The 24882-nt window shown below is 73.0% G+C and carries 6 protein-coding genes; 2 read left to right on the top strand and 4 right to left on the bottom strand.

Features of this window, described 5'->3' with window-relative positions:
- Window positions 1–6: 6 nt before the first annotated feature.
- From ACIRVF_RS20750 to ACIRVF_RS20760, 3 genes are all read right to left on the bottom strand, one after another.
- Entirely contained in the window at window positions 7–1371 is a 1365-nt protein-coding gene (locus tag ACIRVF_RS20750; protein ID WP_402819571.1) for a cytochrome P450, read from the bottom strand.
- A gap of 95 nt (window positions 1372–1466) precedes the next feature.
- On the bottom strand, window positions 1467–10535 hold the full coding sequence (locus ACIRVF_RS20755; RefSeq protein ID WP_402819574.1) for an amino acid adenylation domain-containing protein: 9069 nt from the start codon (window positions 10533–10535) through the stop codon (window positions 1467–1469).
- Window positions 10532–19102 carry an SDR family NAD(P)-dependent oxidoreductase gene (locus ACIRVF_RS20760; RefSeq protein ID WP_402819577.1) on the bottom strand — a complete coding sequence of 2857 codons (8571 nt, stop codon included), beginning with the start codon at window positions 19100–19102 and terminating at the stop codon, window positions 10532–10534. Before ACIRVF_RS20760 ends, ACIRVF_RS20755 begins: the two co-directional genes overlap by 4 nt.
- Before the next feature lie 1598 nt (window positions 19103–20700).
- Between ACIRVF_RS20760 and ACIRVF_RS20765 the strand changes: the two genes are divergently transcribed.
- Window positions 20701–22734, top strand: a complete 2034-nt coding sequence (locus ACIRVF_RS20765; RefSeq protein ID WP_402819580.1) for a dehydrogenase E1 component subunit alpha/beta — start codon at window positions 20701–20703, stop codon at window positions 22732–22734.
- A gap of 297 nt (window positions 22735–23031) precedes the next feature.
- Here ACIRVF_RS20765 and ACIRVF_RS20770 read toward each other — a convergent pair whose 3' ends face one another.
- Window positions 23032–23643 (bottom strand): sugar O-acetyltransferase, encoded by a 612-nt coding sequence (locus tag ACIRVF_RS20770; RefSeq protein ID WP_402819582.1) that lies wholly within the window; start codon window positions 23641–23643, stop codon window positions 23032–23034.
- A gap of 278 nt (window positions 23644–23921) precedes the next feature.
- On the opposite strand from ACIRVF_RS20770, the gene ACIRVF_RS20775 reads away from it, so the two are divergent.
- Window positions 23922–24782 (top strand): pyrroline-5-carboxylate reductase family protein, encoded by an 861-nt coding sequence (locus ACIRVF_RS20775; protein WP_402819585.1) that lies wholly within the window; start codon window positions 23922–23924, stop codon window positions 24780–24782.
- The last annotated feature ends 100 nt before the right edge of the window (window positions 24783–24882 follow it).

Here is a 24882-nt window from a genome sequence, read left to right on the forward strand (position 1 = left end):
GACCGGTCAGCGCGGGGTGACCTTGCAGCGGATCGGGCCCTCCGCGCGGAGCGTGATGGCCGAGCTGAAGGGAACGTCCGTGTCGACCGCGGTGAAACCGAAGCGCTGCAGCAGCACGGCGAGCGTCAGGATCGACTCCAGCGTCGCCAGGTGCTGGCCGATGCAGGCCCTGGGCCCGCCGCCGAACGGGAACCAGGCGTACCGGGGCCGCTGGTTCTGCGACTCCCCCAGGAAGCGGTCGGGGTCGAACCGGTCCGGTTCCGGCCACATCTCGGGATCGCGCTGGACCACGCCCGCGCTCACCACCACATCGGTGCCGGCCGGGATCTCGAAGTCCCCGACCCGCACGTTCGAGGTGGGCACCCGGCCGAGCGCGGGCGCGGCCGGGTACAGCCGCAGCGTCTCCTTGATCACCGCGGACAGGTAGGGCAGCGCCTCCACGTCCGCCGAGCCGGGCTCCCGGCCGTCGAGCAGCCCGTCCACCTCTGCGTGGGCCCGCGCCTGCGCCTCGGGGTTGCAGGCCAGCAGGTGCATGGCGAAGGCCAGCGTGGTGGCGGTGGACTCGTGGCCGGTGACCAGGAAGGTCAGCACCTGGGCGCGGGTCTCCTCCGGGGTGATCGGCGAGCCGTCGTCCGAGACCGCCTTGGCCAGCAGGCTGAGCATGTCCCGCCGGTCCGACGGGGCCGAGGTCTCGGCCGCCCGGCGCCGGGCGACGATCTCGTCGCAGACCTCGTACAGCTCGCGGTGGGCCTTGGCGGCCTTGAGGTTGGACGGGCTGGGGAACTTCCGGGAGATGTGGACGGGGGAGAACGCCCGCTTCACCGCATAGGCGTTGATCAGCGGGAAGTTCCGCTGCACCGTGCGGATCATCACGTCCATGTCCTCGTAGGCGCCGAAGAGGATGCGGCAGATGGTGCGCAGCGTGTGCTCGGTCATCTCCTCCGCGACCTCGACGGTGGCGTCCGGTACCGCCGCCCAGCGGTCGGCCAACCGCAGGGACTCCGCGACGATGTCGCCCCCGTACTTGTCCACCTGCTTCGGGGTGAAGAGCGACTGCAGCATCCTGCGCTGGCGCATGTACTCGTCGCCCAGGCTGGTGAGCAGGCCGTTGCCGAAGGACTGGCGCATCTCGCCGAGGAAGCGGCTGTCCTTGCTGAAGGTGTCGGAGGAGGCCGCCAGCACCTGCTGGGCGCCGGCCGCGGAGAACACGGCGACGAAGGAGGCGCGCAGGCCGGGCGGGCCGACCGAGAAGCGCACCACGTCGCCGTACTCACGACGCGCCCGCAGGTAGGTGCCCAGGGTGTCGCTCTGGAGGTCGAGCAGGGAACCGAGCAGCGGGTGACCGGCCATCGTAGGGGGCTGGGCGGGCAAGGGAGTGCCTCCTCTTGGAAGAGCTGGGGGGAGTGACATCCAGTCGATCACAAACCGGCGTCGATGTGCAGTCCCCGGCGGTACTTTATTGATCATCAGGAAGGTTTGCGCGAAGAAGAGTTGCGCACGTCATGCACCTCCGAGGTTTCGGCTGCCGACCGCAGCGTCAGGACGTCCGCCTCCGGGTCGGCGGCGAGCGCGCCCAGCAGCCGTTCGTAGGCGCGCGCCATCCGCTCGGCCGTCGGCCGCCCGAACAGGTCGGTGCTGTACTCCAGGTAGCCGCGCAGCCCGTCGGGCTCCTCCCGCACCACCAGGTTGAGGTCGAAGTGCGCGGTGCCGGGGTCGGAGGGCAGCGGGACGACCGCCAGGTCGCCCGGCTCCCGCGCTCCGCCGGCCGCGTCCTGCGGCGCCGGAAGCAGGTTGAACATCACTTGGAACAGCGGGGACCACGCCGGGTCGGGTTCCGGCACCAGGGTGCGGACCAGGTCCTGGAACGGCAGGTCCTTGTGCTCGTGCGCCTCCGCGGTGACCGTCCTGGCCAGGGTCAGCACCTCGGTGAAGGCGCGCTCCGGGGCCACGTCCAGCCGCAGCACCAGGGTGTTGGTGAAGTAGCCGACCACCTGCTCCAGTTCGGCCTCCGGGCGGTTCGCCACCGCGGTGCCCACCGTGGTCTCCCGCGCGTCCGACCAGCCTCCCAGCAGGACGGCGAAGGCCGACAGCAGCGTCAGGTACAGCGTGGCACCCTGCTCCCGGCTCAGCCGCCGGAGCTCGGCGAGCAGCTCGGCCGGCACCCGGAGGCCCACCGAGGAGCCCTGATAGGTCTTCACCGGGGGCCGCCGGTAGTCGGTCGGCAGCGACGGCCGCACGGGCAGGCCGGCCAGCCGCTCCCGCCAGTACGCCCGCTGGCGCTCCAGCTCCGCCGGGCCGACCGTGTGGCGCTGCCGGCGGGCGAAGTCGGCGTACCCCGTGGCGGCGGGCCCGGGTTCCGGCTCCTCGCCGCGGCTCATCGCCCGGTACAGCACGAGCAGTTCGGCCAGGACGAGGTTGACGGACCAGCCGTCGAAGACACCCCAGGGCCGGGTGAGGACCGCGGTGTGCTCGTCCGCCGAGTGGGCCAGGAGGTGGGCGCGGACCATCAGTTCCCCCTCCGGGTCGAAGGGGCGGGCCCGTTCGGCCCGCAGCCAGGCCGCGGTCTGCTCCTCGTCGCCCATCCCGACCACGTCCACCGCCGCCTCGACCCCTTCGTGCACCCGCTGGACCACCTCGCCGTCCCGGCGGGGGTAGCCGGTGCGCAGCACCGCGTGCCGGTCGACCAGCGCCTGGACCGCCCGCCGGTAGGCGTCCCGGTCCAGTGCCCCCTCGATCCGGAACGCCAGCTGGACGTTGTCGTGCGCGGCGGCCAGGTGCCCGGGCCGGGCGAGGAACCACAGGTCGGCCTGGGCCAGTGCCAGCGGTGCCTCCCCGGGTCCGTACCCGTCCTCCCCGGACCGGTCGGCGGGGTGGTCGAGCGGCGGGGCCTCCTGGGCGGCCGGCGCCTGCTCCAGCGCCTCGGCCATCGCCTCGACGGTGGCGCCGGTGAAGACCAGTTGGAGCGGCAGCTCCCGGTGCAGCTCCTGCATCACCCGCAGGGTCAGCCGGGTGGCCAGCAGCGAGTGGCCGCCGAGGTCGAAGAAGCTGTCCCGCAGTCCGACTTCGGTGACGCCGAGCACCTCCCCGACGATCCGGCACAGCGTGCGCTCGATCTCGGTGCGCGGGGCGACGTACGCCTCCTTGGCCAGGTCCTCCTCGTCCGGGAGCGGCAGTGCCCGCTTGTCGACCTTGCCGTTCGCGGTGACCGGCAGGTCCTCCAGGACCACGAACACACCGGGCACCATGTAGTGCGGCAGCCGGGCCGCCAGGTGGTCCTTGAGCAGGCGCGCGAGCGCGGGCCCGATCCGGCCGGTCAGCGGGGCGTTGGCCTGGTGCGCGGCCCGGTACGGAGCACGGGCCCGCACCGGGAGCGGGGCGCCCCGGCTGATCAGGACGTCCAGCCCGTCGGGGCGGTCCTGCGCGCGGGTGAGCGCCACCCGGTAGCCGAGCTCCTCGGCATGGCGCAGCACGTCCTCCAGGGCGCGGGCCTCCGGGGACTCGCACGCCGGCGGTTGCGCGCCGTCGGCCGGCGGGGTCACCTCGCGGGCCGGGTCCCCGCGGGTCAGCCCCTCGGCGAGGAGGACGTCCCCGGTGAGCCGGGGGTCGGTCAGACCGCTGACGCCGAAGCGGTCAGGCGTCCCGGCGTCCAACAGCTCCCGCAGCCGCTCCGGGGTCGCGGCCTCCAGCCACGGGTGCGGCTCCGGCGCCCCGGCCGGGCCCTTGGCGAGGACCACGTCGTAGCCGTGGGCGGACTCGCCGGCCCCGGTGGGGCCCCCGAGCAGCACGTCGAACCCGGCCAGTTCGGGGAGGCGCTCGGACAGCCCGGCGAACCAGCTGGGGCTGATCAGCAGCTCCTCCTCGTGCCGCAGGGCGCTGCGCACCCGGAGGGCCAGCTCGCCGGCCGTCACCGGGCCGGTGGCGCGGCGCAGTTCCCGCGCCACCGTCCGCGCGGCGTGCAGGTCCAGGTCGCCCACGTCCCCGACCAGGATCCGGCCGCCGTCCGCCAGCAGCGGTACCAGCACGGCCAGGGCCTGCTCCAGGTAGTGGCGGTCGGGGAAGGTCCGCACCACCCCGTCGAGCACGATCGCGTCGAAGGTCCCGGTGGTGAGTTCCGCGGCGGCCAGGGCCTCGCCGCGGAGCGGCGTGACGTGCGACCAACCGTGCTCGGCCGCCTCCTCCCGGAGGCGGTCCAGGGCCTCCTCCGACAGGTCGAGGACCTCCACCGCGGCGCAGGCCTGGGCGTAGCGCCGCAGCAGCAGCCCGTCGGCGCCCCCGACCTGCAGGACGCGCTTGGGCCGGTGCTCCTCCATCAGGGCGGCGAGGTTCCCGCACGGCCGGTCGGTCCCGCCGGCCGCGTGGCGCTCGTCGAGGACGCTCCGCCACCGGTCGAGGTGGTCGGCCGTGGCCGCCGGCGAGCTCTCCGCCACCCACTCGGCCGTCGGACTCACGTAGGCGGCCAGCGCGACGCCCTGGCCGGACTCGTACGGAACGACGACGGCCCGGTGCACCGCGGGGTGGGCGAGCAGTGCGTCGGCGATCTCGCCGGGCTCCACGCGGAAGCCGCGCACCTTCACCTGGTCGTCGGCGCGGCCCAGGTACTCCATCACGCCGTCGGCGCGCCAGCGGACGAGGTCGCCGGTGCGGTACATCCGCTCGCCGGGCGAGGGCGCGAAGGGGTCGTCCACGAAGCGCTCGGCGGTGAGGTCGGGGCGGTTCAGGTAGCCGCGCGCCAGCTGCACGCTGTTCAGGTAGAGCTCGCCGGGCACGCCCTGCGGTGCCAGCCGCATGGCACCGTCCAGGACGTACGCCCGGGTGTTCCACGCCACGGTGCCGATCGGCACACTGGTCGCGCCCGGCTCGGTGCGGTAGCGCCAGGCGGTGGCGGGGCCGGCCTCGGTCGGGCCGTACCCGTTGTACAGCTCGGCGCCGGGCAGCACCCGGGTGAAGCGCTCGGCGAGTTCCACCGGCAGCGCCTCGCCCGCGGCCTCGACCCTGCGCAGGCTGGTGCACTCGGCGGCCTGCGGCTCGGCGAGGAACGCGGCCAGCATGGACGGGACGAAGTCGACGTCGGTGACGCCCTGTTCGCGGATCAGCCGGACGAGGTAGGCCGGGTCGCGGTGCCCGTCGGGGCGGGCGATCACCAGGCTCGCGCCGACCTGGAGCGGCCAGAACAGCTCGGGCACCGACACGTCGAAGCTCACCGAGGTCTTCAGGAGCATCCGGTGGCGGGGGGCCATCGGGAAGCGGTGCTGGTTCCAGGCGATCCAGTTGAGACCGGCCCGGTGCGGGATCACCAGGCCGTTGGGGCGGCCGGTCGACCCGGAGGTGTAGATGACGTAGCCGGTGTGATCGGCCGTCACCCCGCTGACCGGGTCGGTCGCGGGCTGACCGGAGGTGTCCGGAAGCTCCTCCAGCACGAGCAGCGGCGCGGCGTCCTCCAGCATCTGCTCGACCCGGTCGGCCGGCAGATCGGGCTCCATCGGGAGGTACCCGGCGCCCGACTTCACCACCCCGTAGACCGCGGTGACCAGGTCGAAGGAGCGCGGCATCCGGACCGCCACCAGACGGTCGGGCCCGGCTCCGCGTTCGATCAGCCAGTGGGCGAGGCGGTTGGCGCGCGCGTTGAGCTCGGCGTAGCTGAGGGTGTCGCCCTCGAAGATCAGCGCCGTCGCGTCGGGGGTGCGCCGCACCTGGGCCTCGAAGGCCTCGACGAGCGACTCCCCGGCCACCTCGGCCGCCGTGTCGTTCCATTCGGTCAGCAGGCGCCGGCGCTCCCGGGCGGGCAGCACCTCGACGGCGAGCGCTTCGGTGGCCAGACCGTCATCGGCGGCGAGGGCGGCGACGATGCCCGCGAGCGCGGTCTCGACGTAGCCGGCGACCGCCTCGCAGCCCAGCGACTCGTCGACCTGGATGTCCAGCGACAGTTCGCTGCCGAAGTCGTCGGCCGAGACGGCCACCGGGTAGTTGATGCCGTCCGAGGCCGCCACGAAGTGCACGCCGCCGTCGTCGATCCGGGTGGTCGCCGCCTCCTCGCCGCTGGAGGGCTCGAAGTGCCGGAAGTTGACGACCGCGCTGAACAGCGGGGCGTCGCCCTCCAGACCGCTGCAGCGCTGGGCGACGCTGAGCGGGCTCTGCTCCAGGGCGACCAGTTCCTTCAGAACGCGGTCGACGTCGTCGATCAGCGTGCGCACGCTGCGACCGGCCAGGCCGACCCGCATCGGCAGGGTGTTGATGAAGTTGCCCAGCATCCGTTCGACGCCGGGCACGCCCTGCATGCGGCCGGACATGATGGCGCCGAACACCACGTCGTCGCGGCCGCTCCCGGCCGCCACCACGCAGGCCCAGGCGGCGTGGAAGAGCACGGCCGGGCTCAGCCGCAGACGCTGCGCCTGGGCGCGCACCTCGCGGGTGAGGTCGTCCGGCAGCGCGCGGCGCAGCCGCTCCACGCCGCGGCCGTCGCCGTGCACGTCGGCGAGGCCGAAGGGCGTGGTCGGCTCGGTGACGTCCCCGAGAGCGGCCCGGAAGTACGCCTCCACCTCGTCCGTCGCCTGGTTGTGCAAGGTGTGCGCGACGAACTCGCGGTACGGCGCCGGGGGTTGGAGCAGGTCGGTGCGGCCCGTCAGGTGCAGGCCCAGTTCCTCCAGGGTCAGCCGGAGCGAGGTGGCGTCCTCGATCAGGTGGTGGACGTTCAGCAGGAGGAAGCGCCGCTCGGAGTGCGGGTCCTCCGCGACGACCAGCCGCAGCAGCGGGGCCCGGTCGACCGCCATCGGGCGGGGGGCGACCAGCAGCGCGCGGATCTGCTCCTCGGCGTCGCGGTCGGGGGCGAGGAGCACCCGTTCCACCGGCAGCGGGGCGGTGCGGTGGACGACCTGCACGGGCTCGGGCAGGCCGGCGGTGAGCACCGCGGTGCGCATGGCGTCGTGCCGGTCGACCACGGCCTGCAGCGCGTCGACGAACCGGACGGCCGCGGCTTCGTCGTCCGCGGCGTACAGGGTGCAGACCAGGTACGGGTCGTGCTCCGGGTCCATCAGGTGGTGGAAGAGGATGCCCTCCTGGGCGGAGACCAGGGGGTAGATGTCCTGGATGTTGGGCGCGCCCCCGGGGACGGAGGCGGTGATCGTGTCGATCTGCTCCTGGTCCAGCGCGGCCAGGGGCAGCATGTCCGGGGTGATCCGCTCGCAGCCCGCGGGAATGCGGTTGGCCGGCACCTCGTACCGGGCGCCGTCCCCCGCCCCGTCGATCCGGGCAGCGAGGTCGCTGAGGGTCGTCGCGCGGAACACGTCCTGGACGGAGGCGTGCAGGCCGGCCTCCCGCAGTCGGGCGACCAGCACGGTGATCATCAACGAGTGGCCGCCGAGCGCGAAGAAGTGGTCCTCGGCGCCGATCCGCGCGCTGTCGAAGCCCAGCAGATCGGCCCAGAGCGAGGCGAGCAGCCGCTCCGTGGGCGTGGCCGGGGCGACGTACGCGCCCTGGGCGAACGCCTCGATGCCGGGAGCGGGCAGCGCCCGGCGGTCGAGCTTGCCGTGGGTGGTGACGGGCAGCGCCTCCAGGACCACGAAGGCGCTGGGGACCATGTACTCGGGCAGGGTGCGCTCCAGGTGGCGCACCAGCTCGCCGCGCAGGACCGCGGCGTCCTCCGTGCCCTGCTCCTGCTCCTTCTCCAGCACCGTGTACGCCACCAGGCGCGGCTCGCCCGGCTGGTCCTCCCGGAGCACCACCGCGCAGGAGCGCACCCGGGGGTGGCCGGCCAGCCGGTGCTCGATCTCGCCGAGTTCGATCCGCAGCCCGCGCAGCTTGACCTGGTCGTCGGAACGCCCGAGGTACTCCAGGGTGCCGTCCGGCAGCCAGCGCGCGAGGTCTCCGGTGCGGTACATCCGGGTGCCGGGGACGAACGGGTCGTCGACGAAGCGCTCGCGGGTCAGCTCGGGCTGGTTCAGGTAGCCCCGGGCCAGGCCGTCGCCGGCGATGTAGAGGTCACCGACGCAGCCGATGCCCTGCGGTCGGAGGGCGCCGTCCAGGACGTACATCCGGATGTTCTGGATCGGCCGGCCGATCGGGACCACGCGCGGCAGCGGGTCGGCGGGGCAGGTCCAGTGGGTGACGTCCACCGCCGCCTCGGTGGGGCCGTAGAGGTTGACGAGCGGCGCGCGGTGGCTCCCGTAGTGGCGGGCGACCAGGTCCGGGGGCAGGGCCTCACCGCTGCAGAACACCTGGCGCACGGAGGTGCACCGCGACCAGCCGGGCTCCTCCACGACCGCCCGGAGCATGGACGGCACGAAGTGCAGCGTGGTCACCCCGAACCGCTCGACCGCGTCGACCAGGTAGCCGGGATCCGTGTGGCCGCCGGCCTCGGCGACGGCCAGCCGGGCACCGGTCAGCAGCGGCCAGAAGAACTCCCACACCGACACGTCGAAGCTGAACGGGGTCTTCTGCAGGACGACGTCCGTCTCGGTGAGCCGGTACTCGTTCTGCATCCACTCGATGCGGTTCACCGCCGCCCGGTGCTCGATCATGACGCCCTTGGGGCGGCCGGTGGAACCCGAGGTGTGGATGACGTACGCCAGGTTCCCCGCGCCGACGGCGACCACCGGATCGGCCTCGGCCAGGTCCGCCGCCGGCGCGCCGTCGGGACCGTCGATCCGTCCGTCGCGGTGCAGCACCAGTACGGCAGCACCGGCCAGCGGCCCGGCGTCCAGGTGCGGCTGGGTGAGTGCCACGGCGGCGCCCGAGCCTTCGATCAACTCACCGATGCGCGTGGCCGGATAGGCCGGGTCGATCGGCATGTAGGCGCCGCCGGCCTTGAGGATGCCGTAGATCGCCGCGACCATCTCGGCGGAGCGCTCGACGCACAGGCCCACCAGGTCGTCCGGGCCGATGCCCTGACGGCGCAGTGCGTCGGCGATCCGGTTCGCCCAGGTGTTGAGCTCCGCGTACGTCCAGGACCGTTCGGCGTCGACCAGGGCGGTGCGTCCGGGGTGACGCGCCACCCGGGCCTCGAACAGCCGGTGCAGGCAGGTGTCGTCGCTGTACGGCCGGCGGGTGTCGTTCCACGTCTCCAGCACGCGGCGCCGCTCCGGCTCCCCGACCATGTCGAGGGCGGCGACGGGCTGGTCCGGGTCGGCCGCGATCGCGGCCAGCAGCCGGCCGTAGTGGTCGGTGAACCGCAGGACGGTCTCCCGGTCGTACAGGTCGGTGTTGTACTCGACCGTGCCGGCCAGCCCGTCCGGGGTCTCCTGGAGGTCCAGGGTGAGGTCGAACTTGGTCCGGGTCAGCGGCACGTCGACCGGGGAGACCGCCAGCTCGCCGAGCGCGCCCTCGCGGCCGGTCAGCGCGCCCTGGAGGACGAGGAGGGTCTGGAAGACCGGCGAGTGGGCGAGGCTGCGCTCCAGTTGGAGGGCGTCCACCACCGCCTCGAAGGGCACGTCCTGGTGGTCGTACGCCTCCAGGGCGGTCTGCTTCACCTGGGCCAGCAGCTCGCGGAAGGTCGGGTCACCGTCCAGATCGGCGCGCATCACCAGGGTGTTGGCGAAGAAGCCGATGAGCTCCTCCACCTCGATCCGGCTCCGGTTGGCGACCACGGTACCGACCGCGATGTCGGTCTGCCGGGTCCAGCGGTGCAGGACGACCATGTAGGCCGCGAGCAGCAGCATGTACAGCGTGGCGTCCTGTGCGCCGGCGATCTCCCGCAGCCGGCCGAGCAGTTCGGGCGGACAGCGGAACGTCTCGCTCGCGCCGGCGTAGGTCTTGACCGCCGGGCGCTCCCGGTCGGGAGGCAGCGTGAGGCGCGGGTCGACCCCGGCGAGCCGGCCCTTCCAGTACTCCACCTGGCGGGCCTGGACCTCGTTGCCGAGCCACTGGCGCTGCCAGTGCGCGTAGTCGGCGTACTGGACCGGCAGCGGTGCCAGCGGGGACGGCCGGCCGCTGCGGAACGCCTCGTACAGGGCGGTCAGGTCGCGCACGAGCACCCCGACCGACCAGCCGTCGGACACCGCGTGGTGCATGGTGACCAGCAGGACGTGCTCCTGCTCGGACTCGCGCAGCAGCCGGGCCCGCACCAGCGGGCCGCGTTCCAGGTCGAAGGGGGCGGCCGCCTCCTGCTCGCAGATCCGCGCCAGGTCGGCCGGGTCCGCGGCTTCCCCGTCGCCGACGACGAAGTCCCGTCCGTCGCCGATGCGCTGGTACGGAACGCCGTCGCGTTCCTCGAAGCGGGTGCGCAGCACCTCGTGCCGCTCGACGACGGCCGCCAGCGCGCGCCGCAGGGCGGACCGGTCGAGCGGCCCGCTCAGCCGCACGGCCAGCGGGATGTTGTACGCGGCGCTGCCGCCGTCGAGCCGGTCGAGGAACCAGAGCCGTTGCTGGGTGAAGGACAGCTGCGGCGGCTCGTCGGCGGACCGGGCGAGCGGGCGGACCGCGTCGAGGGCGGAGAGGTCGACACCCTGCCGGCGGAGCAGCGCGATCAGTGCGCGCTGCTTCTTCGGGGGCAGGGACCGGATCCGGTCCAGCAGCTCGGAGCCTACGTCCTGGGGGGTGGTCACGATCGTCCCTTCGCCTGCTTCTCGGAGTCCAGTGCGTCCAGCTCTTCGTCGCTCATGCCTTCGACGAGGCCGATGCTCGCGAGGATCCGGTCGACGTCCAGAGCGTCGACGGCCTCGGCGGCCGGTCGGCGGCGGTCCAGTTCGGCGGTCATCTCGGCCAGCCGCGGCGCGTTGAACACGGCCTGGACCGGCAGGTCGACCCCGGTCCGCTGCTTGACCAGGTTGATCAAGCGGGTCGCCAGCAGCGAGTTGCCCCCGAGCGAGAAGAAGTTGCTCCGCGGGCCGAGCCGGCCCTCGTCGATCTGGAGCAGCTCCGCCCAGAGGCCCGCCATCGACCGCTCGCCCGACGCGGGCGTGGGCGCGGCCTCCGGCACCGGGGTTCCGGCGCCGGGGTCCGGGGCGGCGGGGCCCTGCGGGGTGCCGCCCAGCCAGTAGCGGCCCGGTTCGAAGGCCGTCGCCGGGATCGCCACCAGTTGGCGGCGGCCGTCGTGGAGATCGGCGAACGGCACGGCGGCGCCGCGCGTCCACAGGTCGGCGAGGCGCTCCAGGTCGCCGTCGGCCGCCAACCCGGCCAGGAACTCCCTGCCCCGGGCGCCGAGCAGCACCGAGGCCAGCGCGGCGGCGTCCTCCTCGGCGTTGCCCCGGTAGAGCGGCACCTGCGGATCGGGGTCCTCGCCGGCCAGGTGGCGGGCCAGTGCGCCGACCAGCTCCTCGGCGGTGCCGGCCACCACGGCCAGCCGCTCGGGCAGTTGTTCGCGGCCGAGCTGGGTGGTCCAGGCCACGCCGGGCAGGTCCACCTCCTCCGCCTGTCCCAGGTAGGCGTGCAGCCGCTGCACGGCCACCTGCAGCCGCTCGGCGTCGCGGGCGGACACCACCACCAGCTGCGGCCTCCGCACCACCGGGGCGGGTTCGGCGGCGGCGACGGCGCGCGGGGCCTCCTCCACCACCAGAGCGACGTGGCTGCCGCCGGCCGCGACCGAGTTGACCAGGGCCCGGAGCGCGGTTCCCGCACCGCCGCGGGGCTCCCAGTCGGCCGGCTTCTCGCACAGCTGCAGCGCGGTGCCGTCCAGTGGCAGGTTGGGGTTGGGCTCGCCCGCCTCGACCAGCGGCGCGAGGCGCCGGTGCCGCAGCTGGAGGACGACCTTGGTGAGCTGGGCGATTCCGGAGGCGGCCTCGGGGTGGCCCAGGTTGGACTTGACGCTGCCCACCGCGACCGGTTCGGTCACCTGGCCGAACACCTCGCGCAGGGCCGCCAGTTCGACTTCGTCGGCGAAGGCCGTCCCGTTGGCCGCGGACTCCACGTACCCGATGGAGTCGACGTCGGTGCCGGCCCGTTCCAGAGCACGGCGCATGACGCCGACCTGGGTGCGGTGGCTGGGCGTCATGAAGCCGTTGGCCCGGCCGCTGTGCATCGAGGCGGTGCCCTTGATCACGGCGTGGATCGGGTCGCCGTCGCGCAGCGCCGCGCTCAGCGGCTTGAGCAGCACCGCGCCGACCGCCTCGGCCGGCAGGTAGCCGTCACCGTCCCGGAAGCTGCGGCTTCCCGGGTGGGTGCCGAGCAGCTGCATCTCCGACAGCGCGGTGAACTTGTCCGGGTGGAGCGTCAGGTTCACTCCGCCGGCGATGGCCAGCTCCGCGTCCCCGCGCTGCAGGTCGGCGCAGGCGAGGTGGACGGCCATCGTCGAGGAGGTGCACATGCTGTCCACGGCCAGGCTGGGGCCCTCCAGGCCGAAGAAGTGCGAGACCCGGTTGGCGATCAGGTTGTACGAGGCGGAGGAGGTGAGCGCCGCCAGGACCGGGTCCGAGGCGTCCGCCCGGTACATCTGGTACGCCGCGCCGACGTACACGCCGACCCGCCGCGCGTACCGGCGCTCGATGGCGTCCCTGGTCACACCGCTGCTCTCCAGCAGGTGCCAGACGCTCTCCAGGAAGAGCCGCTGCTGGGGGTCCATCGCCACGGCCTCGCGCGGCGAGATCCCGAAGTGCAGCGGGTCGAAGCGGTCGATCCCGTCGAGGAAGGCGCCCCAGCGGCCGCGGCTGCCGGTCGCGGCGTGGTCCCACCGGTCGGCCGGGACCTCGGTGACGCAGTCCCCGCCGTCCCTCAGCAGGGTCCAGAAGGCGTCGACGTCCGCGGCTCCCGGGTAGCGGCCGACGATGCCGATGATCGCCACGTCCTCGCCGGCCACTCCCCCGCGCGGCCCGACGGCGGCGTGCCGCGGCAGCGGGCGCCCGGCAGCGGGCTCGGCGGTCTGCTCGGCGATCTGCTCGGCGGTCTCCTCAGCGGTCTGCCCGGCCTCCGGCGCGGTCCCCGCGCCGCTCGGTACGTGGCCGGGTTCGTCGGAGTCGCCGATCAGGGCGCGCAGTTCCCGGGGGTGGCCGTCGACGAAGTAGCGGGCCAGCTCACGCACCGTCTGCACCTCGAAGAGGAGGGTGCGCGAGAGCGGTCCGAACGACTCCTCCAGCCCGGAGATCAGGTTCACCGCGACCACGGAGTCCATGCCGTAGCGATCCAGTGGCGTGTCGATGTCCAGGCGCTCGGCGCCGAGCCGCAGCGCCCCGGCCAGCAGGCGCCGCAGGTGGGCCACCGCCCGCTCCTCCAGGCGCCGCCCGTCGGCCACCGGAGCGGCAGCGGCTTCCGGCTGGACGACGGCTTCCGGCTGGGCGACGGCTTCCGGCTGGACGGAGGCGGCAGCGTCCGGCCGGACCGCAGCCGCCGTGCCCGGCTCCACCGCTCGCGTCAGCCGGGGCAGCAGCGCGGTGCGCCGACCGGCGACCACCAGCAGCCGGCCGGCCGACAGGCCGTTCTCCTCCCCCGCCAGTGCGCAGCGCAGCGCAGCCAGGCCGTCGGCCGTGCCCAGCGGCGCCAGGCCCAGGCCGCGCAACTTCTCACGGACCTCGCCCTCGGCGCCCATGCCGCCCTCGTCCCAGAGCGGCCAGCCGATCGACACCGTCCGACCGCTGCGCTCGCCCGCCTCGACCAGCCGGTTGCGGTGGGCGGCGTAGGAGTCCAGGAAGGCGTTGCCGGCCGCGTAGTCGCTCTGCCCGGCGTTGCCGAAGGTCCCCGCGATCGAGGAGAACGCGACGAAGAACTCCAGCGGCAGCCCGCGGGTCAGCTCGTCGAGGTTCACCAGTCCGGCGACCTTCGGCGCGAGGACGGACGCCACCTGCTCGGGGCTCTTGCGCAGCACGAACGCGTCGTCGACGGTCCCCGCGCTGTGCAGCACCCCGGTCAGCGGCCCGTGGTTGTCCGCGACCGTGTCGAGCAGCCGGGTGACGGCCTCCCGGTCGGCCGCGTCGACGCGGTGGTAGTCCACGGTCAGGCCGGCCGCGCGCAGGGCGTTCACCTCGGCGCGGCGCTGCGCGTCCAGCGCGGAGCGGCCGGTGAGCACCACGGTCGCCCGGGACGTCGCGGCGGCGATGTCCCGGGCCACGATCAGCCCGAGGCCGCCCGCGCCGCCGGTGATCAGGTAGACGCCGCCGTCCCGCCACGGCCGCTCCACGGCCCGGACGGGTGCCACCTCGACCGGCCGAAGGACCAGCCGCCGTCCGGCTCGGTGGCGGACCTCCGGCTCGGGGTGCTCCACCGCCTCGGCCGCCAGCCGGGCGGCGATCTCCTCCGGAGCGCAGCCGTCCAGGCATTCCAGGAACTGGGTGCGCAGCAGCGGGTGTTCCAGCTGGGCGCTCTTCAGCAGGCCCGACAGGCCGCCGAGGCAGGCCGCCGCCGAACGCTCGGCACCGGCACCGGCACCGGCACCGGCCAGGACCACCTGGAACAGGGCCGGCTGCCGCAGGCCGCGCTCCAGGACGGCGCGGACCAGCGTGAACAACTGCCGTGCCGCGGCGGTGTAACGGTGCTCCAGTGGAGCGTCGGCCTGCTCCTCGAACGCGCAGACGGTGGCGGCGGGCAGCGCCGTCAGCAGGGCCTGGCGCTCCTCGGCGGCCAGACTGCCGAGCACCAGGAGGTGGCGTTCGGCGAACCGCTCCCCCGGGCCGGTCCGCGGCGCGGCGTCCCGGGGAACCCACTCGGGGCGCAGCAGCAGCACCTCGTCCCGCTCCGCGCTCCCGTCCCGCTCCTCGGACGCTTCGGCCGGACCGGCGGCGAACCGGCGGGCGGGCGCGCCCGGTGTGTCCAGGTCCAGCCAGTAGCGCTCCCGGGCGAACGGGTAGCCGGGCAGGCCCACCCGGCGGGCGGTGCCGGCGGCGGGGTTGACGGTGTCCCAGTCCAGGTCGGCGCCCTCGGTCCACAGGGCGAGCAGCCGCTCGTGCGCGCCGCGCGACGACCAGTCGGCGAGCGCGGCCGCCAGGGCCTCCCGGTCCACCGTCCGCGCCGGGCGGGCGGTGCCGTACGTCCAGGCACCGGGCCGGTCCGGGTCGGCTGCGAACTCCGCGAGCAGGGCCCGGGCCTGCGCCGTCGAGGTCACGGCGAGGGCCAGTCGCACCTCCAGGGACACCCGGCCGGTCTGCAGCGTCCAGGCGACGTCGGACAGCCGCTCCCCGGTCGGCTCGCCCAGTCGGGCGCTCAGCCGGCCGGCCTGGGCCGCCAGCTGCTCCTTGCTGCGGGCGGAGAGCACGAGCAGCTCGGGGCGGCCGCCGTCCGCGGTGTCCTCCGGACGTTCCCGCTGCGGCAGGTACTCGGCGATCACCACGTGGGCGTTGGATCCGCCGCCGCCGAAGCTGGAGATCCCGGCGATCCGCGGGAACGTCCGGTGCTCGCCGTCGATCTCCACCGTCGGCCGCCGCCACGGCTCCACCTGCTGCTGCACGTGCAGCGGGGTGCGGTCGAAGTCGATGTGCGGGTTGAGCGTGCGCGAGTGCAGGCTCGGCACGAGTTCCCCGTGCCGCATCTGGAGCAGCACCTTGGTGATTCCGGCGATGCCCGCCGCGCTCTCGGTGTGCCCGATGTTCGACTTGACCGAGCCGACCGCCAGGTGCCGCGGTTCGGCGCCCAGGTCGCGGAACGCCTTGGTCAGTCCGGACACCTCGATCGGGTCGCCGAGCGAGGTGCCGGTGCCGTGCGCCTCCAGGTAGCTCAGCGCCCGCGGATCGACGCCCGCCGCCCGGACCGCCTGGGCGATCACGTCGCCCTGGGCCACCGGGGTGGGGACCGAGTAGCCGGTCGTCCGGCCGCCGTGGTTGAGGGCGGTGCCCTTGATCACACCATGGATGCGGTCCCCGTCCGCGACCGCCCGGGACAGCGGCTTGAGCACCACGGCGCCGACCCCCTCGCCGGGCACGTAGCCGTCACCGCCCTCACCGAAGCTCCGGCACCGGCCGTCGCCGGAGAGGAAGTGGCGCTGACTGAGCATCAGGTACTTGTTGGGGTGGGGACTGACGTTCACGCCGCCGGCGATGGCCGCTTCGCACTGGCCGCTGCGGATCGCCTCGCAGGCCAGGTGGATCGAGGTCAGTGAGGAGGAGCACATGGTGTCCACGGCCATGCTCGGCCCGTGGAAGTCGTAGAAGTAGGAGACCCGGTTGGCGACGGTGGCCGCGCTGCCCCACAGGGCGACCGGCTCTCCGCGCTCCTGCGCCTGGGCGGCCAGCAGCTGGTACTCCTGGTACATCACACCGACGAAGACGCCGACCCGGCCCCCGGGCTCGGCGGCGGCGTCGGGACCCCGCTGGGCGGCGACCGACCGGGCCAGCCGCTCGGCGGTGTAGCCGGCGTCCTCCAGCGCGTGGTGCGCGGTCTGCAGGAACAGCCGCTCCTGGGGGTCCAGGTAGTCGGCCTCCATCGGGGATATCTGGAAGAACAGCGGATCGAAGCGGTCGATGTCGTCGAGGAAGCCGCCCCAGCGGCTGATCTCCGTACCGGCGGCGCCGTCGGCCCAGCGGCGGTGGTCCCAGCGCTCCGCCGGGACCTCGCTGATGGAGTCGCGGCCGGCCCTGAGGTTCTTCCAGAACTCGTCGAGGTCGGCCGCTCCCGGGTACCGACCGCTGACGCCGATGACGGCGATGTCCGTGGCCGCGTACCCGGGTGCGGTGACCGCGGGCCCGTCGGCCGGGACGGCGCGGGCGGTGGCCGCCCGGTCGACGGACCCGGTGCCGTCGACCGCCGGACGGGGCTGCCCGCTCGGGGCGGTCCGCGGCGCCGCATCCGGGAGGGCGCGGGAACTCAGCGCGGTCAGCTCCACGCACACCCGGCCCTGCTCGTCGAACACGGTCACGTCGAGCCTGGCCGACCGGGTGTCCGTGCCACTTCCCGGCCGGTGCCGGATCCAGGCGTACGAGCGGACGGGGGTCGGCGCCAGGGCCTGCACCCGCTCGACGGCGAACGGCAGGGCCAGCGGTGCCGGGTCGTCACCGGCCGCTGCCGGAGCCGGCCAGAGCCCGATGGTCGCCTGGAGGGCGCTGTCGACGATGCTCGGGTGCAGGGCGAGCGGGCCCGGGTCCCCGGCCTCCGGCGGCAGGCGCAGCTCGGCCAGCACCTGGGGCCGGCCGTCGGTGTCCGTGCCCACGCCCAGTTCCACCAGTGCGCGCTGGGCGGGGCCGTAGGCCAGACCCATGCGGTCGTAGTGGCCGTAGACCTCCGCCGCGGTGAGGACGGTGCCGCCGCAGGTCCGGCGCAGCTCGGCGAGGTCGCCCGGCAGCGGGCGGTCGCCGTCCGCGATCAGGCTCGCCCGGCCCTGGCTGCACAGCGTCCGTTCGCCGTCGCCGTCCACACCGTGGATCTCGAACACGCAGCCGTCGGGGCGGGTACGGACACTCACCCGCAGGTCGAGTCCGTTCGGCCCGCTGATCGCCGGACGCAGCCAGACCACGTTCTCCAGTCGCACCCCGCAGGTCCGGTCGGCGTCGAGCGCGACCGCCACGGCGGCACGCGCCATCTCCAGGTGGGCGACCCCGGGCAGCACCCGGCCGCCGCGCACCCGGTGGTCACGCAGCCAGGGCTCGTTGCCGTCCATGTGCGTCTCGAAGGCGACGCCGTCCGGCTCGGTCACGGTGCGGTGCAGCATCGGATGGGGCTCCGCCGCAGGTTCCGCGAGGACCGGGGGCAGATCCACCGGGCCCGATGGGACCGGCTGGATCCGGGGCCCGGGCTGCGGCGGCAGGGCGGTCCCGGTGAGGTGCGCGGTCAGGGCGCGGACGGTGCGGTGCTGGGAGAGGGTCGTCGGGGCCAGGGCGAGGCCGAAGCGTTCGTTGAGCCGGTCGGCCAGTTGGGCGAGGGCTGTCCAGTCGAGGCCGAAGTCGCCGAACTCACTGTCCGGATCGATGTCTTCGACCGGCACCCGCACCTGGGCGGCGACCTCGCTCCGCAGCCCCGCCAGGTCGATCCGGGCTTCGGCGGGCACCGACGCGGGCGCCGGGACCACCACGGCCTCCGGCCCGGGCGGCACCGGAACCGAGAACCCCGGCCCGGGCGGCACCGGAACCGGCACCGCGGCCGCCAGGGCGTCCACCGGTACCTGGTCCGTCAACCACGCCGCCAGCTCACCGACGGTCTTGTACTCGAACATCACCGTCGGCGACAGCTCCACCGACAGCCGCCGCTCCAGGTCCGTCACCAACGACAACAGATCCGCCGACGCCAGGCCCAACTCGTAGTACCCCAGGTCCGCGTCGACCTGATCCGACGTCACACCCAGCCGCGCGGCCACCAACTCCTGCACCACGCCCTGCAGATCCCCTGCACCCGCCCCCACCGGCGCCGGGGCCTCCTCGGCCGCCGACCCCGACGGTCCCGTCCCGGGCAGCGCCGGGACCGGCACCGGGGCCGCCTCGTCGCGAATGTCCAGAGCGTCCTCGGCACGGATCCGCTTGGCGACGAAGCGGCCGACCTCGGCGACCTTCCCGCCGTTCTCGTCGTAGAACTCGACCGAGAGCCTGATGAGTTCGTCGTCCCGTTGAACCGAGTCGACCGGCACCCGGACGTAACAGCGCTTGCCGAGCGCCCCGGCCGCCCGGAACCCCTCGAACATCAGCGGGAGGTACAGGCCCTGACCGTCGTTGCCGTCGTGGAGCATGCCGATGGCCACCCCGCCGCCGAGCAACCCGGCCTCGAACAGTGCGGGGTGGAACAGGAAGGCGGCCGTACTGCCCTGGTGCTCGGGAGCGAGTTCGAGTTCGGCGGTCCAGTCCGCGGGCCGGTGGTGGACCTGGCCCCTGAGCTTCATCAGGCCCGAGTGCTGGAGCCGGATCTGCCGGCACCAGTCGTAGATCTCGGTCATCGTGGTGAGCCTGGTGGCTCCGGCGAGCGGCAGGGCCAGCCGTTCCGTGAAGGGCTCCGACGTCCGCAGCCGCGCGTTCGCCACCGCGTGCACGACGTCTGCGGTGTCCTGCGGCCTCCGGCTGCGCACCTCGACCTTCCATCCGCCGGTCGGGGCGGGACGCCCCTCCACGGTGGTCAGCACCTTCTCCCCGGGTACGGCGACGAGCGGGGCGAGGATGGTGAGGTTCCGCAGTTCGACGTCCGTCATGGCGTGACCGTTGCGCGCGAGGACCTGCAGCACCAGGTCCACGTAGCCGACACCGGGCAGCAGCGGACGCCCGTAGATCACGTGTCCGGCCAGCAGCGGATTCTCCGCGGTGACGGTGAAGGTCTCCACGAACGTGGGTGAATCGGTCATCGGTATCCATCCCAAACAGCGTCGAACCGACTGGGGAACCCGGTCCGGGCCCAACCGGAGGAAAGCATCCGGGGCCCCGTTGCCCCGTCGTGCACTGACTGGAAATCACGGCTGAACAGGCCCGGGAGGCGGATGAATCCGGCCCCTCCCAGGGCAGTGGAAAGCGCACCGGCCGACTGCTGTCGGCGGTGTCGAGAGTCTTGGAGAAGGGATCCAACGGCCCGGACGGAGCCGCGCGACCCGGTGGAGCCGGAGGTGCGCACGGCGAAGCCGGTTTCCCCGGCGGCGAGTGCCGGGAAGCCGGCCGACTCCGGTCGGCCCGGACGAGCGTTCAGGCCCGGACGACAGGGCCCAGCGCGCTCACACCTGGCTCAGGGTCCGGGATCCGGCCCTGCGGCCCGTGTCCCGGCCCTCCGGGGTCCGGGCGCCTAGCGGCCACATGGAACGTGGGTCCTCCCGAACCGCCTGGACCGGGAACTCGCCGTTCGTCCTGTCGAAGGGATTGCCCACTGTTCCTCCACCCCGTTCATGATGACTCGCGAGGAGTCGCGATTCCCTCCGGTGCGACCGCCCCTGCGCATGGTCGACCGTCCAACTTCGGTTCATGCCGGAACCCGGCCGCACCCACGATCCGGGCCGCCGGTTTCACATGGACTCACACTGTCTGCTCGCCCACCCCGTCGCGGGCGAAGCACCCGTCGCACGGGCGTGGAGACTTCCTGGGATCCGGCCGGGCGGCGAGCCGCCTGCTCCTCCCGACCTCCACTGTCGTGGAGCCCCCCGGTACCGCGTCCCCCCTGCCTCTCACCGCCCCCTGACCGGCGTCATCCGATCACGATCACCGAAAACCTGTCAACGACTGGTGCGGACGCGAACTGGCGGAACGTCACGGTTCGGGCTCGGAGGCTCGGCAGTTGCCGCCATGACCTGCGCAAACGTTGTCCAGCAGCGACACTGATCATGCATCAGCTTCTGACGTGGCGTCTCAACGCCCGTGACTCGGCGATCTTTGCTTGGTAGGTTGCCCGTCCAGGAGCTCTCCGGTTGCCACGTCTTGGGCGAGTCGAGTCGGCGGCGGACGAGCGGCTGTCGGACCGGATCGTGATCGGTCCGGTAACACGTGCGTTCACGCCGGATCCGGTGGACCGGACCGTGGAGCACCCGAGGTCGTGCTCCGGCTCGGGCCGGTTCACGACTTCGTACTCCATCGCCTGATCGTCTCGGCCCGACCGGCCCCGTAACCCCTCGGAACCCACGACCCGTACCTGAAGGGGGTCCAGGCGGTCGACGGCCCTGCCGTCAGCCGTGCCGGCGACAGCGCGATCCCGAGGTCTTCCCTTCCGACGTCGCGGTCCGGGGGCGCGGCGAGCACAGCAGGTCTTGACTTCCGTGCGTTCCAGGGTGACGGCTCCGACCTCGTACCCCACGAGAGGGAACTCGTCACCAACGTCATCAAGAATCTTCTCCCAGTCGATACGGGCAGGTAACCAGTGCTGAATGAATCGGTCGAACCGTTCGGGCGCCTCGAATACCGTCACAGCGATCCTTCGGACTACGCACGCATAGGGAAACCAGCGCTTCGGCGCATGCTGTTCGACATGCACGTGGTGCGTGAATTCGAGCTGACCTTGCTGGCCTGCGCCGAGCGGGGCGAGGTGTCCGGCCCCATGCACACCTGTCTCGGCCAGGAGGGCGTCGCGGCTGCCGTGCTGAGTCATCTTCGCGACGGCGACCAGGTCATCGGGAACCACCGCTCGCACCATCACTTCCTCGTCCAAGCGCTGGGCCACGCGATCGGCGAGGACTGGGACCCGCTGAGCGAGGACCCGCCGCCGGCAGCCACGGATCTCCTGACCTCCGCGTTCGCCGAGATCCTGGGACTGGCGACCGGAGTCAACCACGGCATGGGCGGCTCCATGCACCTGCGGCACTCCGAGGTCGGGTTCATGGGTTCGAGCGCCATCGTCGGTGGCGGCATCCCCATCGCCGCCGGTCTGGCGTTCGCGGACTCGCTGCGCGACACCGGCGGATGCGCGGTGTGCTTCATCGGCGACGGGGCCGTCAATCAGGGCACCTTCCACGAGACCGCCAACCTGGCCGGCGTCCTGCGCCTCCCCCTCCTCATCGTCGTCGAGAACAACGGCTACGCGGAAGCGACCCGTCCCGAGGAGGCGTCGGCCGTCCTGCCGCTGGCCTCCCAGGGCCTCGCACACGGTTTCAGGGCCGCCAGCATCAAGGGCGGCGACCAGGCCGCGCTCTACCGGACGGCCCAGGACTTCGTCGCGGCGATCCGCGAGGGCGCGGGACCGGCCATCATCGAGGTGGAGACGTACCGGCATCGCGACCACGTGGGCGGCGTCCCCGGCAGCGCGGCCGGGTACCGGACCCCGGCCGAGGAAGCGGCATGGCTGAAGCTCGACCCGATGACTTCGCTGCCGAAGACGCTGCTGGAGCAGGGGCTGCTGACGGACGGGGAGGAGCAGCGCATCAGGGCGGCCGCGGCCGCCCTGATCGCCCGTGCTCACGGCGCCGTGCCCGGACCGGCCGGCGTCACGCCGCAGCTGGACGCCCACGCGCTGCTGCGGGGCCGGACGGCACCCGTCGGACACACCGCGCCCGAGCCGGCCGCCGAGGACGAGGACAGCGGCGAACGCACCGAGTGGTCCTTCAAGGACGCGATCGCGGAGGGCATCGCACGAGCGGTGCGCCGGTCGGATGACGTCGTGTTCATGGGTGAGGAGGTCGCCAAGCCGGGCGGTCTGCTGTGGCAGGCGGGGAACCTCGACGAGAAGCTCGTGGGCTCCAGGATCATCAACATGCCGATCTCCGAGGCGAGCTTCGTGGGAATGGCCTGCGGGGCCGCGATGGCCGGCCTCCGACCCATCGTCGAGCTCATGTACGGCAGCTTCGCCCTCATCGCCGCCGACCAGCTGTTCAACCACATCGGCGTGATCCGCGCCCTCTACGGCAACACGGCGCAGGCGCCGGTCATCGTACGGGCCAAGGTGCCGATCGGGCGCGGGTACGGGCCGCAGCACGGCCTCAACCCCGCCGGGCTGTTCACGTCGTTCCCGGGCTGGCGGGTCTTCGCCCCCGCCGATCCGCGCGACTACCTGGGCACGCTGAACGCCGCGCTGGAATGCGACGACCCGGTCCTGTTCGTGGAGTTCGCCTCGCTCTACGAGGAGAAGTTCGAACTGAGCGAGCGCGACTTCTCGTCCCGTCTCCCGCTGGAGGGAGCACGGGTCCTGCGCGAGGGCAGCGATGTCAGCATCTTCACCTACGGGGTGGGCGTCAGCTGGGCGCGGGCAGCGGCCGAGGAGTTGGCCGCGGACGGCTGCGCGGCCGAGATCGTCGATCTCCGGGCTCTCGACATGTTGTCGACGGACTGGGCGGCGCTGAAGTCGTCGCTGGCGCGGACCGGGCGGGGTCTGTTCGTCGATCCGGCCGCACGGAGCCAGTCGATCGCGCCGAGGATCATCGCGGAGCTTGTCGGCTGGACGCAGCAACAGCGTCTGTCCTACATAGCCTGTGCCGACGTCCAGCCGGTCGCGCCGGCCCTGGAACGGCAGGCGATCGTGGTTCCGGCGGACATCGTGGGCGCCGTCCGGAACCTGCTCAAGGCGAACTGACGGCAGACGCTGAGGTCCTGGCGCGTCCAGGGTGGCCCGTCCGCCTGATGGTCGGCGTGCCGCCTCCGGCGGCCCAGGTGCGTACCGGCACCTGGGCCGCTCGGACGCCGACCCGGTCGGTGAACGGCGCTTCGGCGCCGCACCCGGTGGAGCACGGCGGTCAGGTCGCCGACCACGCGTTTGTTGACAACTGGCCACCCGGGCCGAGGACTTCGGGCCGACGGTCGGGGGCGAACCCGGCCGTCGAGGCGGCCGTTCTCCCGGGCCGCGATCACTCCGATCGGATGCGATCGGGTTTCAACGATCCGATGTCGCAGTACCGGGACCCTCACCACTGGGAAGCGATCGAACGATCCGGGCGGGACTTCCGTAAACCAGGACCCCGGGCGGGACATCCGCGGTGACCAGACTACCGGCGCCCACCACGGCGTCATCGCCGATGGTGACGCCGGGGCAGATGATGGCCCCGCCGCCTATCCACACGTTTTCGCCGATCGATATCGGTTCCCCGTACTCGTAACCGGCCCGCCGCAACCCCGGTTCGAGCGGGTGTGTCGCGGTGAGAAGCTGGACGTTCGGTCCGATCAACGTCTTGTCACCGATGGTGATGCGGGCCGAATCCAGGAAAATGCCACCGAAATTGACGAATACATTGTCGCCGAGGAATATCTGCCGCCCGAAGAGGCAGTGAAAAGGAGACCGCACCTCGACGGCCTCACCGACAGCACCCAGGAGTTCCCGCAGGATCGATTCCCGTTGCCCCGGGTCGCCCACACTGGTCAGGTTGTACCGCTCGACGAGCAGGGCGGAGCGGAGCCGATCGTCTGCCAGGTCAGGATCGTCATAGACGAAGAGCTCTCCGGCGAGCATCTCTTCTCTGACCCGATGCCTGCCGGGGTCAAGGCTCATACCGTCCAGTCCTCCTGACTCATCCGTCACACGCGCACCACCCCAGCCTACCGCTCCACCCCGCCGGTTGCACCGGATCCGGCGCCAACCCGCTTTCATTCCGCACGACATGACGACTCCACACTTTCCCCACTGCCGATGTCGCAGTCGAAGTCGACCGCGTCACCAGCGGGGTTCGGGAGCACGGCAGTTGAGTGATCGCCAGGCGGTGCGGGACACTCCACGTACTGCGTCGTCACCACTTCGACGCCACACACCGATCCATGGGGGGAACGTCAATGACGGCCGGAACCGGGACTGTCGCGGATTCAGAGCCACCGATCGTCGCTGTCCTCGGCGCGGGCCACATCGGCGGGACAGTCGTCGCCAAACTCCTCGCCGCCGGTCATCCCGCCGATCGCCTCCGAGCGACGACGAGGTCCCGCGAGCACGCAGGCGTCATCGCTGCCAGGCACGGCATCGCGGCGGGTGTGGACAACCCGGCGGCCGCAGCGGGCGCGCACGTCCTCATCGTGGCCGTGCGCCCGGACCAGTCGGACGCCGTCCTGGCCGAGGCGATCCCCCATGCCGCGCGCCGGACCTCGGTCGTCTCCTTCGTCGCCGGCTACTCGCTCGATCAGATCGAGGCGGCCGCCTCGTCCTCGGACGTCACCGCCTTCCGCGTGGCCACCAACGTCGCCTCGCTGGAACGCTCCGGAGTGCTGGCCGTTTCCTCGGCCCCCACCGCATCCACGGCCGTCCGCGCAGATGTCGCCGCTCTGCTGAGGCCGCTCGGCACCGTGGTCGAGATTCCCGAAGCGCAGCAGAACATGGCGGCCTCGACCCTGGGGAGTGGAGCCGCCTTTCTGGCGTTCGCGGCCGGCGGCATCGCCGACGCCGCCGTCCACGGCGGTGTCGACTCCCGTCAGGCAACACTCTTCGCGGCCGAGGCGCTCGAATGCGCCGCCGAGTTGCTCCGACGGGCGGACCCGCACGGACCGAACCCGTGGGCCGCGCTGGCCACTCCGGGCGGTCTCACCGAAGCGGGCATCCGGTCCCTCCAGTCGAACAACGTCGCACGGCACCTTGCAGAGGCAGTGGAGACGGCCGTCACCCGGGCGGCCAACGTGGTACCGGGGCTGCCGTCACGCTCGGTCTGACGGGACTCCGGCCCGTGACGGCGTCCCCTCGGCCGAGGCCGCCCAGCACTTCCGCGCACTCACCGGCTTCGTCCGCGAGCCGGCGCGCGTCCTGCGCCCG

Origin of the sequence: Kitasatospora sp. NPDC101157 (genome assembly GCF_044768255.1) — a bacterium.
GTDB lineage: Bacteria > Actinomycetota > Actinomycetes > Streptomycetales > Streptomycetaceae > Kitasatospora.

What these genes read in the sequence shown, in the direction of transcription:
- ACIRVF_RS20760 (WP_402819577.1), bottom strand. Translation starts at nt 19,102, where the DNA reads ATGACCGATTCACCCACGTTCGTGGAGACCTTCACCGTCACCGCGGAG.
- ACIRVF_RS20765 (WP_402819580.1), top strand. Translation starts at nt 20,701, where the DNA reads ATGCACGTGGTGCGTGAATTCGAGCTGACCTTGCTGGCCTGCGCCGAG.
- ACIRVF_RS20770 (WP_402819582.1), bottom strand. Translation starts at nt 23,643, where the DNA reads ATGAGCCTTGACCCCGGCAGGCATCGGGTCAGAGAAGAGATGCTCGCC.
- ACIRVF_RS20775 (WP_402819585.1), top strand. Translation starts at nt 23,922, where the DNA reads ATGACGGCCGGAACCGGGACTGTCGCGGATTCAGAGCCACCGATCGTC.